The sequence below is a fragment of the Pantoea sp. S61 genome, assembly GCF_016625145.1.
Taxonomy (GTDB): domain Bacteria; phylum Pseudomonadota; class Gammaproteobacteria; order Enterobacterales; family Enterobacteriaceae; genus Pantoea; species Pantoea rwandensis_B.
Window position 1 is genome coordinate 23113 of sequence record NZ_JACVUO010000024.1, and the last position, 16873, is coordinate 39985.

The following is a 16873-nucleotide window of genomic DNA, read 5'->3' on the forward strand; positions in this document are numbered from 1 at the left end:
AAATATTTGGATGGAATGACAATTTACATTGCATGAAAGAATGTCTGGCAATAGACAGGCGACATTCAGTGCAAAAAAATCTATATGTCATACGATGCACTAATAATTAGTTGAAGCAGGCTATTTTGCTATCGCATTTGGGCGGATACGGATAGTGTCGGTAATCTGCTGCCAGATACTTACAGCTTCGGCCTCTGTAAGACGTCGCTCGCCCTCCAGGCCCTGCTGCAGGAACGTCAGAGATAACATTGGATGCTTGGGAGATGCCGTTTTTTCATTGATATTAATGACAAATCGCAGGGCTTGCTCACCATTGGTATTACTTAACTGTCCCTGCGCTAACCACTGCTCTGCGTATAATCCATTTATTTCGCGACGACCACTGAGGATAGTATAGCCTCCCGCCTTTTTAATGTTGCGCTCCATCATGGTGCTTCTTTCCAGTAGAGAATCTTCAGAGGCGCTATAATTATCACTGTCAAAATGAAATTTTATAGCGGGGTATTCTAAAGAAGTGTAATTCGCACTAACTTCCTCTTTAGGTTGAGCATTTCCATCTTTAATAAATAATTCTGGCAGGCAAAACCCTGGTTCTTGAGGGATTTCATTCTCCTGCTTACCGGAAATACGCGTGAGAAAATCTATTAGCTCAACCAGTTTTTTCGGAACAGTATCACCGTAGATTTCAGGGGTCAACTTTCGTTCTTCATCATAACGTGATGACAATCCATTATCGGCTTCTAAAGTTATTTCTATTGCAACGCCATTGGTATAAAGGTGCGCTTCAAGTATACGTGATGCGTCAACAACCTGTGTACTTTTATTTCTTTCAAATATGATCCCTTCCATACCGTCAGGTAAGGAATAAACTCCCTTAAGATAAGGCATATCCAGAGGCCTCAACGTTTTCGTTGCGGATAGTTCGGCCTCCCTCAAGCGAATTTTTTGCTTAAATGCCGGGTGATATATACGCTTATATTTAATCGGCATTCCATCAATAAACGCCATAACATTATCGTGTGTAATAGTATATGTTTCAGGAAGGTCAATCATGTAACGACCAAAACAGCGAGTGACCGCTTCTTGTAAAAAATGTGTCACGTTTTTACGCTCCTCAGAACTTAAATTGATTCGTGGCGGCAGCCAGCTATAACCGTACCATCCGAAAAAAACGGCAAATAAAAGTACTAGCGCGAGAATAGTTTTATTAATTTTCACTCATCCCTCAGCGTTGTCTGTTTTATGTTCTGAACAATTTTCACAAGCGCCCGCAAGGTAAACTGCTGCGCCAACTGGTTCTGGAAGGCAGGCTCATGTTCGACCGAAACCTGAAACCTTGCCTGTAAATAGTGTTCAGCAATACATCCGGAGCGAACTGGCACCGTACCGTCCCCCGCTTCTTCTGCAGACAACAATTGAAAAGTCTGATGAATGCCTTTTGCCCACCCGTTTCCGGACAAGGGCGATGAAATACTTCGCTTATCAAGCATCTCGGTTTTATCAACCGCGCGACCTGCCAGCACGTCACGCTGACGATTACGATTCAGCCATGCATCTACACGCGGTGTATTGGCTCGCCAGCAGACGTCGCCGTATGATCGATAGGTCTTATCTGCACTGTAGAAGGCCCAACTTTGGGGGTGATACTTCCCAGAAAGCTCCTCAATAAAAGGCTTAACTTCACGTTGTATTATTTTTGAGAATGTTTCCCAGTCCCTGTCCAAACCTGCTTGATTTAAGCTTTTGCTGGGATTTATAAATTGGTCTTCACACAATCCCCACCACTTATCCCGCTGCAAATAAATTTCGCTATAAGGATCTTCTTCCGGAAATGCATGAGTAGTTTTATCATCCGTTATCTTCAACCAGTGCTGTCCGTAGGCTTTCCCAGGTAACAACTGCAAAGGGCCGGAAGACTGTGAGAGGACTGCAGTCATGGCTTTGGCATTTCCTCCCAGCACCTGAGCAGCAACCCATCCCTTTGCGTTCCCTGAACCGTTTTCTGTTCCTGCTTTCATTCTGCGGTAAGTCGCCGCAGCTCCCAGCGCTGGCATCACGCCATGTATTACCCCTAGTACCCTATCTGCTCCTCCGAGGTGCTGCGTATAGTGTCTTGCAACCAGGCCCCCCATAGAGTGGGTAATCAAAATAACCTTCTCACACTGCCGTTCATATTGCCGGTAAAACTGAATTTGCTTATCTATGTATTTAGCCAGCGCTGTTGCTGAATCAGAGTTTGATTGCAGCCAGTTATACCCCAAAGCAAAGACAGGAAAGAGATAGCGGTATGTCAAATCCACCTCTTCCTTACTTAGTGATACATCACCCTTCTCCGTTTTCAGCGTAGTCTGTAGCAAACTTGCACGTTCATTAGAGTCACCATCATTAAAGTCGTTGAGCGTATTTTGTAGCCAGTTAAGGAAAGTAGCATAACTGGTATAACCTACGGTTCCCCAGCCGCGTTCCCGACGAGTTTTAAGAAGGTAGAGCTCTGATTTTTCGTCTATTTTCCCACCATCATCGACAACGACTTTTTTTGGATCCAACTTTTTCTTTCTAGTCTCAGCATTTGTGCCAAACCAGTCACCAGCAATCTGATCATTGCTATCCAGGCGCCAGATCTTTAATCCGTCTTCAGCATCACTTTTTAAATTGCTGCCCATTACACCCGGAATAAAAATGACTGGAATAACCCGGTCTGGATACACGACACATTGCTGAACAATGTTTTTTTCTTTAGGCGTGCTAAACAACTGATAACAAGCATTACCATCTTCATCAAATGTCGGCTCAATTTTTGGTGTCGTTTTTTCCTCAGACATGACTAACGCTCCTTGTTCAAGTTTAAATTGATGCTGGCAATGTCAGGAAAGCTTTGAGGGGCTATTTTCCCTGCAGCATCTGAATTAGCTGATGTCTTCCCGAGATCACTACTCACATTCCCCTGATGACTTTTTACCGCTTCTTTGGTTCCTGCCCGGATGAGTTGCGTGTTGAGTTCATAATTACCCTGTTGCCAGGTATTAAACATTTCGCTTGCGCTTTGACCAGCGAATTTTTGCCATACCGCTGCGCGCTGAATAATTTTATCCGGGGCACCGCTCTCTACTTCACCGTTTCCTATTCTCAGATAAGCACCACCGCTACCTACCAGCAAAATATCCTGTTTGGCACGAATGAAAACTTTACCTTCGCTACTACTGATACGTACATCCTGGAAGGCATCCAGCAACATCTCATCACTCTGAGACTGAATTTCGACTTTCCCCTTCGCTGCTAGTAACTTCAGTCCCAGCTTCTGTGCAAACAGGCTGATTCTTTCGCCCGCTGCCACCGTGAAAGCTTTCATTACGCTGAAGTCAGTGTTTTTACAGCTGGTTGCAATGAGGTTTTCACCTGCTGACAGTTGCAGGCTTTTAGTCGTGGCTTGCGCGATGCCGCCTGGCGCTGAGAGCAGTAGTGCAGACTGCTTCAGCTCTGTGATGGCATCACTCAAAAGCGACTTCTGGGTTTGTAAATCCGCCAATTCGGCTTTTGCCATCTCTGCTGCACTTCGCAAGGACTCAGTTAACTGCTGCGCCTTTTGAAGTTCGCTAAGAGCATCCTGCATCGACAACATCTTCCCATGTGCCTGAGGCTGAATATCCGCACTGATAAACACGCCTTTGCCACCACGGATGGCGATATGATTATCAGTCCGCAGCTCTGCTCCTTCGCCACGAATCTCACGCCGCGCATCAACATTGTGACCTAAATTAAGCTGCGTCTTCCCCCCATACTCCGTGCTGAGCTTGATATGCTCCTCACCACGCTTGTCCTCCATGCGCAGCTTGTTCAGGCCAGCCGTGCGGATAACGTTGCGGGTACTGTTTTTCTCAGTAACGTGATCAACATGACGTGAATCATGCAGTGCATGAGCAATATAGGGCTGGTCCGGATCTCCCTCACGAAACGCTATGGCCACCTCCGTCCCCTGTATCAGTGGGAAATGGAAGCCATACATATCCCCACCGTAAGGTTTAGCAAGACGAACGGGCATACTTTCAAGACCGCGATCCTTGCCCTCCTCGTCCGCATCAAACACCACACGGTATAACCCGGATGCATCCTGCCAGGCGTAGATGTCGTTGTCTTTCGCGCTGGTCACACGAGCCGTCATGGTGCCGCTGACTTTAGGCCGGGCAAGCAGAGCGGGACGCCAGCAAAGCGTCTCACTGTAAGGCACGGCATTCAGACTGGCCTGGAATGCGGAGCGCCGGCTCGCACTGACATTGATTCGGGTGATGAAAAAGGGCGTCTGCAACTGCGCAGGCAGCGTGGGTATGCCTTTCTCGGTAACTGACAAAACGTGGCCCGGGCTGATAAAGGCGTCGTTGCATATACCCGTTATCAGCGTCTGTCGGGCAAGAAAACGTTCATGGTCGAGACGGGCATAAAAGTTTGCGGTCTCGGCCTCCGGAACATACTTATCACCGCTGTAGGGATGGCGCGGACGATAGTGATACACCTCCCCGTAAGAGATGTTGTCACCATCACCCCGCGTCATATCTGCCTTCACCGACCGCAGCACACGCTGCGCCTCACGGTGGTTGTAATCCCTGGCTACCACACCCGCTTCAACCACGCTGTGGCTCAGATTCAGATTCCAGATGGATTCCCGAGCGTTGTCTTCCAGACCCGATGGGCTGTTCAGCGGCAGCGATTTCTGCTCAGAATAAGCGCTCTGCGTGTCGCCAAACCGGATGACTTCAGTCTGTGTGTCGGGCTGAAGCGTGAAGTAGTAGAAGATGCCGATTTCAGACAGCAGACGCTGAACAAACTTCAGGTCACTTTCCTGATACTGGTTAATCTGTTCCCTTCTGGGATAGTCATGCTTCAGGCTGAACTCATATTCCCATCCGTGAAAACCATGTTCATCCAGTATCTGACTGACGACTTCCGGCACGGATTTATTCACAAAGAAGCGATGTGTGCGGTATTGCTTATCCAGAAGCGCAAAGCGGGGCTCAATAATAATGAGATAACTGACCTGGTCGGCGGAACCCGTCAGGCGGCGGAAATCGGTAATATAACCGTGAACAATCTTCTGCGATTCGAATTTCTGCAGAGGTCCAATGCCCATAGTCAGCGTGACCGCTTTGCGCAGCATCCGGTCTGGCGAAATGTCATTATCCGGGCTGGTGAACATCACGCTGTAAAGGTAATTCTCGCTCAGCGCTTCCATGCCCGTAAGATTTTCCACATCAATCGGTGAATTGCAGGCTGGAATCAATAAAGAATAACGATTGAGCGTAGAGGAAATTGCCGATGCTGTTTTTTCTATTAGGCCAGAGGGGATCATTGTCATTCTCTCCTTGATGACGAATTGTTATGTCTCCCACTAATTGCAGAGAGAATAACGTCAGTAATATTTTTATTTCTTGATTGCCGATATTGACTTCTTTATCAAGCTATCAGGGATTAACGTCACCGATATCGCATACTTTTCCACAAGGAAAAACCGCCACCAGTGATTGTCATACGACTGCTGCGACGACTAAAATTGATAAATTCACACTCTGTTTCAGGCACGCTACCGCCCCTGGCCGTTAACCGAGGCCTATAAGGTCTGAGGCATCTGTAAATCGGTGTATTTTTCAGAGGCGTATTTGCGCGCAGGCGAACCTCTGAAAAAGCGGACAGTGAACCACCCACGCGGGCTTACGCGAAGGCGCGTTCGTTCAAGGAATTGGAATGAATGATTTTGACATCCTTGTAAGTCCAGGTTTTTATTCGCTGCGCAGTTCAATCTGCTCCAGGTAGTTGTGCTTCTTTTTATAAGTGCCCTTGATGTCGTGCATCAAGGGTTAATCTTCGCCACCCTTACGTTCTCCTTATGAACGTGAGGGGAAGCTCGATTGACTTATGCGCCCCTGCGGTGTGCAGGTACTGGCGTAAATTGGAACGAACTTTCAAAGCACCAGCTTGATAAGCCCTACTCATGATTCAATCGTATAAATAGTGAAGAACAGCATTAAGACCCGACTTTTCCTGTGAGTTCGTGCGCGAATATAAAGTAATTAACGGACCTAAATCAACACTCTACCACGACCGTTTATCGCTGATTTGTATAAGGAAATTCTTAAATTTGACTTTAAGTCATTGTTAGATAGCTCATAACTTAATCAGGAATATCTGAAAAATTTTTTTAAGAAAATTTATTTTCAGGCGGTCATTTCGTTTAAATGAGAGAAAACCAGTAAGCAGATCTAACAATTTTCATCTGGGGATTACTTTGGGGGAGATTGCAGTGAACATTGCGCTCGGTACACATTGCCGAGGTTGAGGGGGAAATGCGCCGCCGCTATCTCTGTTTCACAAATAGCACTCAGTTTGGGACACATTTTCCTTTCTATCAGAGATGCCGGCAGGTCTGGGCTTTAACCGAAAGGGTATAATCCAATGCATTAACGGGTTGCTATTAATGGAAAAAAACAAAAGTGGTCATGTAGAATTAAAAGAAATCGTCCTTAAGCTAAAACCTCATGGCATTAAATAATGGTTATTTGGGACTTCACCATCCCAATTTGACGCCAAAACCCAAGTCTGAGCCTATGCCGATGACCGAGTGCAATCTTGCGCTGTGGTATCGGCAGTTTGGCGATCCTATTGATGTACTGACGCTGGAATCCTCCCCTTTAGCCCCACGTCCCGCTGACTTGTTGCGTGTACAAATGCACTATGCGCCGATTAACGCGTCTGACCTGATCCCTATAACCGGTGCTTATCGTCACCGTGTCGCGCCGCCACAGGTAGCCGGTTACGAAGGTGTGGGTACGGTGATCGCCGCGCCCCCCTCTTTTCAACATCGGGTTGGCCAACGTGTGCTGCCGCTGCGCGGTGTCGGCTGCTGGCAACATTATGTGGATATCGATCCGCAGCTCGCTATTCCGGTGCCAGAGGACATCCCCAGCACGCTGGCGGCTCGCGCCTATATCAATCCGCTTGCCGCTTTGCTGATGTTGCAGCAATGGCCGGTCAGCGGTAAAAACGTACTGATCACGGCGGGTGGATCCGCCTGCGCACTTTTGCTGGCTCAGTGGGCTCAACTGCATGGTGCACATCAGGTTGTGGTGGTGTATCGCGCGTCAGCACATGCAGAAAGGTTGCATACACTGGGCCTGACTGCGTTGCAGGATACTGCGCAGGAAACACTGAAAGCGGTGAGTGCACAAACAGATATCGTTTTTGATGCAGTGGGTGGCGATGTGGGACAGCTCATCTGGCAAGCACTACCTGAGCACGCACACTTTGTGGCTTACGGAGTGTTAAGCGGCACGCCGGTAAAAGTGAATGCCAACCGTCCGGCGCTGCACTGGTTTCATGTGCGGCACACCCTGGGCGATATTGGCGCGGCGCAGTGGCAGCAGCTTTTCTTCGCGCTCTGGCCGCTGCTGCACAACAGCGAATGCGGCGAAGTGGAGATTTTCCCGTTGAGCGAGTGGCGCGCGGCCATCGAGAGTTATCACCAGTCAGGGCGGTCACGCAAGCCTATGCTGTGTCTGGACCGGTGAAGAGAGGCTATGCGGCCTCTCAGTTTAATCGATTATTTTGCCGCAGCCTGCAGCCAGGCAACCACCAGCGGTGATAGTCGATTTTGCAGCGCCGCCCGTTCTGACTGGAACAGCGTTGCGACAAAGAACGGATGATCGGTCAGTTCAACACCGCGTACATCCCGATCCAAATCCCACGACGTAATCTTCAGATTATGGGTCGCCAGCGCGTCACTGAATTCCGGGTTCACGCCGAAATTACAGTGATACCCTTCATCACTTTCCAGCGCGCCGTAAGCTTGCGCAATCCTTGAGCCGGGCTCGAAAGCCACCGTGCCGCGCTGTTCCACCAGCCAACAGGCCAGCGGGGCAATCACCCAGCGTCCACCCTCATCGGTTTCCGCATGCCCGGCATCTTCCCAGCCCAGCACGTTACGGGCGTACTCCACCACCGCATACTGAAAACCGCCACATGAACCGAGGAACGGTTTGTGGTTTTCACGCGCCCAGCGGATCGTTGCAAAGACACCTTCGTCGTTGAGATACGGGCTGCCCGGCACCACCCAAATGGCATCGTAATCGTTCCAGTGATGTTGATTGATGTCAGGAGTGGCGATCCAGTCGGCGGTGACGTCGAGCGAGAGAGATTTTGCGGCAAACTGAACAGCAGGAGGAATGGCTTGATGTGCAACGGCATTGGCACGGTAATCGCCAACAAGGGCGACACGAACTGACTGCGTCATGGTTACGTCCTTTCAGGGAAAAAACGAGGTTACAGCAAACATCCAGAGCTGTCTAAGCGCATTTTAGCGAGGTATCACTCACTTTCGTTAACGCGCATTTAGGTTAATGCCTGCTTTTTATACGGTTAAATGTTCTTTTTTATGGTGATTAACTCGACGGATGTTGACCACGCAATCGTTTACTTCTTTTACGGTTTTAATTAAATCGTAATTTTGTGCGCAGGATCAACAAATTAGCCATTTGGAAACTTTAGCCAGCCTATTACGCTCAACAATCAAGCAATTGTGCTTAGTAAGTGCGCATATGCGGTCTTTATTTTGGTATAAATTATCATCTACAGCGTTATATCCTGCAAAAGAGACCTTAAGCGGTTTATATCAGGAAAATGATCCAAAGGATCTCCAGTTAACACGTTTATTCTGATATAATGCCACACAGCAATATTTAACACTGATTTACAACTTCTTATAACGGCATTAACCCTACCTGTTACAAGTATTTCAGCGTGCAAAAAATGCTTGCCCTGTTGGTCTGATTCAGCCAAATTAGGCGCCGTTTTTCCTTTCTAATAACAATGTTGCGCGGGATTACTCAGCCCGACGCAGACTTAATTCCTGTCGCAAAACAGGCTATGTATAAACTGAGGTACAAGTGTCAACTGCAAACAAACACACTGACGAGGCAGTAAGCCTCAACGCGTTCAAACAGCCGAAAGCGTTTTATCTAATCTTCTCCATCGAACTGTGGGAGCGTTTCGGCTACTACGGTCTGCAAGCCATCATGGCCGTTTACCTGGTGAAACAGTTGGGGATGTCCGAAGCGGACTCTATTACCCTGTTTACCTCGTTCAGCGCCCTGGTTTACGGCATGGTCGCGATTGGCGGCTGGCTGGGCGATAAAGTCTTGGGCACCAAACGTGTGATTGTGCTCGGCGTTATCGTGCTGGCACTCGGCTATGCGCTGATCGCCTTCTCAGGCCATGATACCGCGATGGTGTATGTAGGTATGGCGACCATTGCCGTAGGTAGTGGTCTGTTCAAAGCCAACCCTTCTTCTTTGCTGTCTACCTGCTACGAGAAAGATGATCCGCGCATCGACGGTGCATTCACCATGTTCTATATGTCGATCAACATCGGTTCTCTGTTCTCGATGATGCTGACACCGTGGTTGGCTGCACATTACGGCTGGGGCGCAGCGTTCTCGCTCTCCGTGGTGGGTCTGGTGATTACCTTACTGAACTTCCTGTTCTGCCAGCGCCTGGTGAAAAACTACGGTTCTAAACCGGACTTTGCTCCACTGAACGTCAGCAAACTGCTGATGACGCTGGTGGGTGTGGTGGCGCTGGTTGCCATTGCGGCCTGGCTGTTGCACCACCAAAGCATTGCACGCATGGCGCTGGGCGTGATTGCCATTGGCATCGTGCTGGTGTTCGCGAAAGAAGCCTTTGCGCTGCAGGGCGCGGCTCGCCGTAAGATGATCGTCGCCTTCCTGTTAATGCTCGAAGCGATTGTGTTCTTCGTGCTGTACATGCAGATGCCGACTTCACTGAACTTCTTCGCCATTCGTAACGTTGAGCATGCCATTCTGGGCATTACCTTCGAACCTGAACAGTTCCAGGCGCTGAATCCGTTCTGGATCATGCTGGCCAGCCCGATTCTGGCGGCGGTATATAACAAGCTGGGCGACAAACTGCCGATGCCGCATAAGTTCGCGATTGGTATGGTGCTCTGCTCTGCAGCCTTCCTGGTGCTGCCGTTTGGTGCCAAATTCGCTAACGATGCCGGTATTGTTTCGGTGAACTGGTTGATCATCAGCTATGCACTGCAGAGCGTGGGCGAATTGATGATTTCCGGTCTTGGCCTGGCGATGGTGGCACAGTTAGTCCCACAGCGTCTGATGGGCTTCATCATGGGCTCGTGGTTCCTGACCACGGCGGGTGCCGCAATGATTGCCGGTAAAGTGGCTAATCTGATGGCCGTGCCAAATGATGTGACCGATCCGCATGCTTCGCTGGAGGTTTACAGCCATGTGTTCCAGCAGATTGGTATTGCTACCGGTGTGATCGCCATCCTGATGCTGATCACCGCGCCACTGCTCAACCGCATGACGCAGAATGATGCTACACAGCCTGAACTGAAAAGCGCCAACGCGAATCAGTAATGGATGTGATGTCACGAAGCCGGGCCAACGCCCGGCTTTTTTATTTCCTGTAACGCATTTCTTTCCCTCGCTTTAACGTTTCCTGCGGTCAGTGCTTCGCTTTTCATCCCATAACCCGCATGATGACGGCTTCTTGTTAAGCAAGCGGTCATCGTCATGGATCGATTCGAAGAACTTCAGGTGTTTGTCGCAGTAATTCAGCAAGGCAGCCTGGCGGGCGCCGCACGTCTGCTACAGCGATCCCCACCGGTGATTACCCGCACATTAAGCGCACTTGAATCCCGTCTCGGCACCACCCTGATAGAGCGCACGACACGACAACTGGCACCCACAGAAGCGGGCTGGCGCCTGTTCGAACAGGCGCGACAGTTATTAAGTGATTACCACAGCGCACTGGACAGCGCGCATCACAGCGGCTTACAAGGACTCCTGCGCATTACCGCCCCCGTGCCATTCGGCCGCCTTCACATCATGCCGCTGGTAAATGCCTTCTTACAGCAACATCCCGAGATGCAGATTGAAGTGGTGTTGAGCGACAGCTATCAGGATTTAATTGAAAATGGCCTGGATATCGCCCTGCGCATCGGCGAACTGCAGGACTCCTCGATGGTGGCACGTAAGGTGGGCAGCGTACGTTCTACCCTGGTGGCCAGTCCCGATTATTTACAACGCGCCGGGGCCCCCTCACATCCCAGTGAACTCACTCAGCATGCAGTGATCACCAGCCTGCGGCACACGCGAGAATGGCGCTTTGCCCAGGACTTGCGCGTGCGGATCCTGCCTCGATTGCGCGTCAACGACATTGAAAGCCAGCTGGAAACGCTGCGCGGCGGCCAGGGGATTGGCCGTTTGCTGTCATATCAGGTGCTGGGAGATCTGCGCGAGGGCAGACTGATCCACTTATTACCTGAGTGGGAACCTGCGCCGCTACCGGTGCAACTGGTGACTCAGCGGGTAAAAAATATGACGCCAAAAGTACGACAGTTCTGGGAATTTGCGCTTGAACAGCTGCCTTCGCTACCCTGCTTCGTTGCAGAAAAGCCAAAGGCAGCGCCGGATTCCTGATCACTGTCACTGGTATTTTTATTTAGCAGTTTTATGCTGTTTCGATCACAACCACACTTCCAGGAGAAGCCATGATGAAACTCTATTGCAAGCCCGGTGCCTGTTCGCTGTCACCGCATATTGTTGCGCGTGAATGCGGGTTGGACTTTACCCAGGTCAATGTTGACCTGCAGAAAAAGGTCACAGAGCAGGGAGACGATTACTGGCAGATTAACCCCAAAGGACAGGTTCCTGCGCTGCAATTTGATGACGGCAGTTTGTTAACCGAAGGCGTTGCTATTGTGCAGTATCTGGCGGATCTGAAGCCAGACCGCAATCTGCTGGCACCCACCGGCAGCCTGACGCGCTACCACACCATTGAATGGCTGAGCTTTGTCAGCAGTGAACTGCATAAAACCTTCTCACCGCTGTTCCGTCCGGATACCCCGGAAGAGTACAAAGCCATTGTGCGGGCGCAGTTAGAGAAGAAATATCAGGTTGTGAATGAAGCGCTACAAGACAAGCAGTGGTTGATGGGTCTGCGTTATACCGTGGCCGATGTCTATCTGTTTGTGGTTACACGTTGGGCAAAAGCCATCAAGCTGGATCTGAGCGGGTTAGCCGCGCTGGAAGCCTGGTTCAACCGTGTGGCAGAACGTCCAGCGGTGCAAGCGGCGTTGAAAGCGGAAGGTTTGGTTTAACAATAGACAGGCGCACCCTGTGCGCCTGTTATTCATGCTGTCAGCAGGCAACCGGAGGGTCGCCCGCTTGATCTGCGCGGTGTAAGCTTTACAGCTTCTCGGCGGCAAAGTGCTGAGTCGGTTGCGCAATCGCGTCCTGTGCCGCGACCAGTTGCAACTCGTACTCGCCCATCTCATGGGTTTTCAGCATCACTTCATAAACCGCTGCGGTAACGTGCTCCAGCGCATCCTGCAACGATTTGCCGTGCAACAGATCGACCAGCAGTAAACCACTGGTCAAATCGCCCACGCCCACCGGCTGACGGACGCCAAAGTCCACCAGCGGACGGCTGATGTGCCAGCACTCATCAGCGGTGACCAGCAGCATTTCAAACCGATCGCTGCGACGACCAGCACGCGCCAGATGCTTCACCAGCACCACTTTCGGCCCTTGCGCCACTAACGCGCGTGCCGCCACTACCGCCTGCTCAACATTTGCCACTTCATGGCCACTGAGCATTTCCAGCTCCAGCAGATTCGGTGCGATGATATCGCTGGCCGGCATCGCCATCTTGCAATGGAATTCCGCGACGCCAGGCGCCACGATGCAGCCCTTCTCGGGATGGCCCATCACCGGATCGCAGAAGAACCAGGCGTTCGGGTTGGCGGCTTTTACCTGACGCACGATCTCCAGAATCTGCTCGCCCTGCTCCGCAGACCCTAAATAACCGCTCAGCACTGCATCACAGGTCTTCAGACGGTCAATCGCCGCAATGCCTTTGACGATGTCGGTGAGATGCGTGGCAGGCATCACAGTACCGGTCCAGTGACCATACTGCGTGTGGTTAGAGAACTGTACGGTGTTCAACGGCCAAACGTTTGCGCCCATACGACGCATCGGGAATTCGGCGGCGCTGTTACCGGCGTGGCCGTAAACCACATGTGATTGGATTGCGAGGATATTTTTCATTATTGCCCTGTACTGCCTTGCCATAAAAAAGGGCCGGAAACCGGCCCTCGAACCTTACTGCCAGTTAATCAGGCAGTAGTGTTTTTTACCGCGACGCAACAGCGTGAAGCGACCAAACAGTTTGTCGCTGTCGCTGAAACGATACTCGGCGTCAGATTGTTTTTCACCGTTGAGAGAAACGGCGTTGGAACCGATCATGGTACGAGCCTGACCGCGCGAAGGCACCAGCTCTGCCGCCACCAACGCCTGTTGCAGGTCATCTTCTGCATTCAGATTGATCACCGGCATACCGTCCTGCGCCAGCTGTTCGAAGTCCGCTTCAGTCATCTCGGTCAGGCTGCCGGAGAACAGGCTGTCGGTAATACGCTTAGCGGCTGTCAGACCGGCTTCACCGTGCACCAGACGCGTCACCTGCTCTGCCAGCACATACTGCGCGCGTGGCGCTTTACCGCTGTTCTTATCTTCTTCTTCCAGCGCATTGATCTCTTCAATGCTCATAAAGGTGAAGAACTTCAGGAAGCGATAGACGTCAGCATCTGCGGTATTAATCCAGAACTGGTAGAACTTGTATGGGCTGGTTTTCTTCGCATCGAGCCACACTGCGCCACCTTCGGTTTTACCGAATTTGGTGCCATCAGATTTGGTGATCAGCGGAACGGTCAAGCCCCATGCCTGCTGCTGATGCAGACGGCGCGTCAGATCGATACCTGACGTGATGTTGCCCCACTGATCGGAACCGCCAATCTGCAGCACCACATCGTGACGCTTGTTCAGTTCCGCAAAGTCGTAACCCTGCAGCAGGTTGTAGGAGAATTCGGTGTAAGAAATGCCCTGATCTTCACGGTTCAGACGCTGTTTCACCGCTTCGCGGTTGATCATCTGGTTCACCGAGAAGTGCTTACCGATGTCACGCAGGAAGGTCAGCACGTTCATGCCACCAAACCAGTCGTAGTTATTCGCTGCGATGGCACTGTTATCACCGCAGTCGAAGCTGAGGAAAGGCGCAACCTGGTTGCGGATTTTCTCAACCCATTCGCCCACGGTATCCGCGGTGTTGAGTTTACGTTCTGCTGCTTTAAAGCTGGGATCGCCAATCAGACCGGTGGCACCACCCACCAGCGCGACCGGCTTGTGTCCGGCGTCCTGAAACCGTTTCAGGCAGAGCAGCGGCACCAGATGGCCCAAATGCAAGCTATCAGCGGTCGGATCGAAGCCGCAATAGAGTGCAATTGGCCCTTGCGCCAGTCGCTCTGCTAACGCTTCCTCGTCCGTTACCTGGGCGACTAAGCCCCTTTCTTGCAATTGTTGTATCAGGTTACTGCTGGTCATCACTGACTCCAAATTGATCAGACTGCACCTAGGCTGGTACACAGCTTTCCGCTGAGATGCGGATACGAAAAAAATGAGGGCTATAGCATAAAGCGCTGACGCCAACTGCGCCAGCGTTGAAAGGGGGTAAAACGCAGTTTTACGGGGCTAAACGGTCAATAGTCCAGCCATCGGCTTCACGCTGGTAGAGGAAGCGATCGTGCAGGCGATGTTCGCCGCCCTGCCAGAACTCCACGGTGTGGAATTTAACGCGATATCCGCCCCAGAAACTGGGTAAAGGCACCTCACCCTGCTGGAATTTCTGCTTCAGCTCGAGGAATTTGCCTTCCAGCACGCCGCGCGCCGAAATTCGGCTCGACTGCTTCGACACCCAGGCGCCGATCTGGCTGTCACGCGGACGGCTGCTAAAGTATTTCAGCACTTCCAGTGGCGACAGTTTTTCCACTTCCCCTAACACCATCACCTGGCGTTCAAGGAAGTGCCATGGAAAATGCAGCGAGATGCGCGGATTGTCCGCCAACTGCAGCGCTTTGCGGCTGCCCAGATTGGTGTAAAACACCATGCCTTGTTCATCGTAATGTTTCAGCAACACAATACGCTGATAAGGCTGGCCGCTGCTGTCAACGGTGGCGACGGTCATTGCTGTTGGATCGGGCAGTTGGGCATCGCACGCCTGCTTGAGCCAATGTTCAAACAATGCCAGCGGATTGTCTGGCAAATCGTTACGTCTAAGCCCGCCGCGCGTGTACTCACGACGTAAATGGGCAATGTTTTGCAAGCTGTCACTGTCGCTCATGCTGATTCTCTTGGTTACTGGGCGGACGCATCCGCATTTTGCAATTCACAGTCATTAATCACGATTTTGTCATTACGCTCAACAAAAGCGCCATTGCCTTTAGACCAGAAGACATAAGTGCCGTCGCTGTAACGCGCGCCCGAGGCCGATACGGTTTGGGTTAAGGTGAGCGGTTTACCATCCAGAATAAAGCTAACCTGCTGCTTCGGATTGTCCAGTGTCACCGTTAACGGTAACGTGCCGCACTGATAGCGCAATGTCTGTGGTGTCGGCTGCTCTTTGTGCATCATGCCGCAGCCACTCATCGTGACGACACAGCTCAACAGGATAACGATTTTTTTCATCTTTCACTCCTTAACGTGTCAATCGGGCATTCGCCGGATAAATGGCACCCAATACACTCATTTCCCGTGCACCGGTGACGGCAGGCAAATTGCCTGGCAAACCGGACAAGGTGCGAAACGCCAGCCAGGCGAAGGCCAACGCTTCCATATCATCACCACTGATCCCGGCGTCATCCGTCGTCCCCACTTCTGTTCCCGGCAAATGGGCCGCCAGCCGCGCCATCAGCAATGGGTTGCGACTGCCGCCACCACACACCAGCAGGCGATCGCAACCATCATTGAGCTGAACTTGCTGGGCAATGGTCAGGGCGGTGAGTTCACTGAGTGTGGCCTGCACATCCTGCGGTGCCAGCGCCGGGAAACGTTGCAATTGACGTTCAACCCAGCCGAGATTGAAATATTCACGACCGGTACTTTTCGGTGGCGGCAGCGCGAACCAAGGATCGTTAAGCATTTCATCCAGCAGTGCAGGCACGATCTGACCACTGCGCGCCCAGTTGGCATCTTTATCATAGGGCAAGCCCTGATGGCGCCAAATCCAGGCATCAATCAGCATATTGCCAGGCCCGGTATCAAACCCACGCACCGGCTGGCCGGGAATCAACAATGACAGATTGGCAATACCGCCAATATTGAGCACCATACGCCGTTCAACGCTGTCCATTAGTAACGCCTGATGGAACGCGGGAACCAGTGGCGCGCCTTGTCCGCCTAAGGCCATGTCGCGACGACGAAAATCGGCCACCACGGTAATCCCCGTGGCTGCGGCGATTTGATTGCTGTCCCCAATCTGTAGCGTATTCGGGGCGTCGCTTTGCGGCTCATGCCACACGGTCTGACCATGGCAACCGATGGCCATGATGTCATTGGCTTCCAGCGATTGCTGCTGCATCAGCGTTAACACCGCTTCTGCAAACAGTTTACCTAGCCGGGTATCCAACTGACCCAGTTGCGACAGGGTCAGCGATTGACCCTGACAGATCGCCAGCACCTGTTGACGAATTTCCTGCGGCATCGGGTGGCAATAGCTGGCCTGCTGCGCCACCATATGCTCATCAATGACCGCCAGTACGACATCTACCCCGTCGAGGCTGGTGCCGGACATCACACCAATATAGCGTCCTGATTTCATAGCGGTTCCTTACCCACGCGCGAGTCTGCAATATGATTCTGTTTAGCCTGGCAAATATCAGCGGCTAATTCTATGATAAAATTCCGCTTTTCAACCGCACAGCACACGGCATTTCAGCGATAAAATATTTTCAGCACGAAAT

Annotated in this window: 13 protein-coding genes and 1 pseudogene; 4 read left to right on the top strand and 10 right to left on the bottom strand. The window is 51.3% G+C overall.

Annotation, left to right across the window (positions count from 1 at the left end; translation table 11 throughout):
- Positions 1 to 120 precede the first annotated feature (120 nt).
- From IAE30_RS26830 to IAE30_RS30160, 4 genes and pseudogenes are all read right to left on the bottom strand, one after another.
- Positions 121 to 1218, bottom strand: a complete 1098-nt coding sequence (locus IAE30_RS26830) for a T6SS immunity protein Tli4 family protein (protein ID WP_200537332.1) — start codon at positions 1216 to 1218, stop codon at positions 121 to 123.
- Complete coding sequence (locus IAE30_RS26835) at positions 1215 to 2822, bottom strand: triacylglycerol lipase (protein WP_200681308.1); 1608 nt, start codon at positions 2820 to 2822, stop codon at positions 1215 to 1217. Before IAE30_RS26835 ends, IAE30_RS26830 begins: the two co-directional genes overlap by 4 nt.
- A 2-nt stretch (positions 2823 to 2824) precedes the next feature.
- Positions 2825 to 5347: a type VI secretion system Vgr family protein gene (locus tag IAE30_RS26840; protein WP_200681309.1), complete on the bottom strand. Its 2523-nt coding sequence runs from the start codon at positions 5345 to 5347 to the stop codon at positions 2825 to 2827.
- Between the two features lie 353 nt (positions 5348 to 5700).
- Positions 5701 to 5872 (bottom strand): annotated as a pseudogene (locus IAE30_RS30160) (type VI secretion system tube protein Hcp); the annotation flags it as partial.
- 652 nt (positions 5873 to 6524) lie between these two features.
- Between IAE30_RS30160 and IAE30_RS26845 the strand changes: the two are divergent.
- Positions 6525 to 7553, top strand: coding sequence for a zinc-dependent alcohol dehydrogenase family protein (locus IAE30_RS26845; protein WP_370585639.1), 1029 nt, complete (start codon positions 6525 to 6527; stop codon positions 7551 to 7553).
- Positions 7554 to 7585: 32 nt separating this feature from the next.
- Here the strand turns inward: IAE30_RS26845 and IAE30_RS26850 are convergent, their stop codons facing one another.
- Entirely contained in the window at positions 7586 to 8275 is a 690-nt protein-coding gene (locus IAE30_RS26850) for a CTP synthase (RefSeq protein ID WP_200681310.1), read from the bottom strand.
- A gap of 652 nt (positions 8276 to 8927) precedes the next feature.
- On the opposite strand from IAE30_RS26850, the gene dtpA reads away from it, so the two are divergent.
- The 3 genes from dtpA (at position 8928) to gstA (ending at position 12181) form a co-directional block, all read left to right on the top strand.
- On the top strand, positions 8928 to 10436 hold the full coding sequence (gene dtpA / locus IAE30_RS26855) for a dipeptide/tripeptide permease DtpA (protein ID WP_045813990.1): 1509 nt from the start codon (positions 8928 to 8930) through the stop codon (positions 10434 to 10436).
- Between the two features lie 156 nt (positions 10437 to 10592).
- Positions 10593 to 11501, top strand: a complete 909-nt coding sequence (locus IAE30_RS26860) for a LysR family transcriptional regulator (RefSeq protein WP_038647250.1) — start codon at positions 10593 to 10595, stop codon at positions 11499 to 11501.
- A gap of 74 nt (positions 11502 to 11575) precedes the next feature.
- Positions 11576 to 12181, top strand: a complete 606-nt coding sequence (gstA, locus tag IAE30_RS26865) for a glutathione transferase GstA (RefSeq protein ID WP_197079560.1) — start codon at positions 11576 to 11578, stop codon at positions 12179 to 12181.
- An 88-nt stretch (positions 12182 to 12269) separates the two neighbouring features.
- Here the strand turns inward: gstA and pdxY are convergent, their stop codons facing one another.
- From pdxY to anmK, 5 genes are all read right to left on the bottom strand, one after another.
- On the bottom strand, positions 12270 to 13130 hold the full coding sequence (gene pdxY / locus IAE30_RS26870) for a pyridoxal kinase PdxY (RefSeq protein ID WP_045813989.1): 861 nt from the start codon (positions 13128 to 13130) through the stop codon (positions 12270 to 12272).
- Positions 13131 to 13184: 54 nt separating this feature from the next.
- Positions 13185 to 14459 (bottom strand): tyrosine--tRNA ligase, encoded by a 1275-nt coding sequence (tyrS, locus tag IAE30_RS26875; protein ID WP_045813988.1) that lies wholly within the window; start codon positions 14457 to 14459, stop codon positions 13185 to 13187.
- A 139-nt stretch (positions 14460 to 14598) separates the two neighbouring features.
- On the bottom strand, positions 14599 to 15255 hold the full coding sequence (gene pdxH, locus IAE30_RS26880; protein WP_045813987.1) for a pyridoxamine 5'-phosphate oxidase: 657 nt from the start codon (positions 15253 to 15255) through the stop codon (positions 14599 to 14601).
- A 14-nt stretch (positions 15256 to 15269) separates the two neighbouring features.
- Positions 15270 to 15599 carry an MliC family protein gene (locus tag IAE30_RS26885; RefSeq protein WP_038647260.1) on the bottom strand — a complete coding sequence of 110 codons (330 nt, stop codon included), beginning with the start codon at positions 15597 to 15599 and terminating at the stop codon, positions 15270 to 15272.
- 10 nt (positions 15600 to 15609) lie between these two features.
- Entirely contained in the window at positions 15610 to 16731 is a 1122-nt protein-coding gene (anmK, locus tag IAE30_RS26890; RefSeq protein WP_045834199.1) for an anhydro-N-acetylmuramic acid kinase, read from the bottom strand.
- Positions 16732 to 16873: the final 142 nt, after the last annotated feature.

Bases quoted from the DNA above. Each gene is read 5' to 3' on its own strand.
- IAE30_RS26885 (WP_038647260.1), bottom strand. From the start codon at position 15,599: ATGAAAAAAATCGTTATCCTGTTGAGCTGTGTCGTCACGATGAGTGGC.
- IAE30_RS26835 (WP_200681308.1), bottom strand. From the start codon at position 2,822: ATGTCTGAGGAAAAAACGACACCAAAAATTGAGCCGACATTTGATGAA.
- IAE30_RS26845 (WP_370585639.1), top strand. From the start codon at position 6,525: ATGGCATTAAATAATGGTTATTTGGGACTTCACCATCCCAATTTGACG.
- IAE30_RS26850 (WP_200681310.1), bottom strand. From the start codon at position 8,275: ATGACGCAGTCAGTTCGTGTCGCCCTTGTTGGCGATTACCGTGCCAAT.
- gstA (WP_197079560.1), top strand. From the start codon at position 11,576: ATGAAACTCTATTGCAAGCCCGGTGCCTGTTCGCTGTCACCGCATATT.
- IAE30_RS26860 (WP_038647250.1), top strand. From the start codon at position 10,593: ATGGATCGATTCGAAGAACTTCAGGTGTTTGTCGCAGTAATTCAGCAA.
- pdxH (WP_045813987.1), bottom strand. From the start codon at position 15,255: ATGAGCGACAGTGACAGCTTGCAAAACATTGCCCATTTACGTCGTGAG.
- pdxY (WP_045813989.1), bottom strand. From the start codon at position 13,130: ATGAAAAATATCCTCGCAATCCAATCACATGTGGTTTACGGCCACGCC.
- tyrS (WP_045813988.1), bottom strand. From the start codon at position 14,459: ATGACCAGCAGTAACCTGATACAACAATTGCAAGAAAGGGGCTTAGTC.
- anmK (WP_045834199.1), bottom strand. From the start codon at position 16,731: ATGAAATCAGGACGCTATATTGGTGTGATGTCCGGCACCAGCCTCGAC.
- IAE30_RS26840 (WP_200681309.1), bottom strand. From the start codon at position 5,347: ATGACAATGATCCCCTCTGGCCTAATAGAAAAAACAGCATCGGCAATT.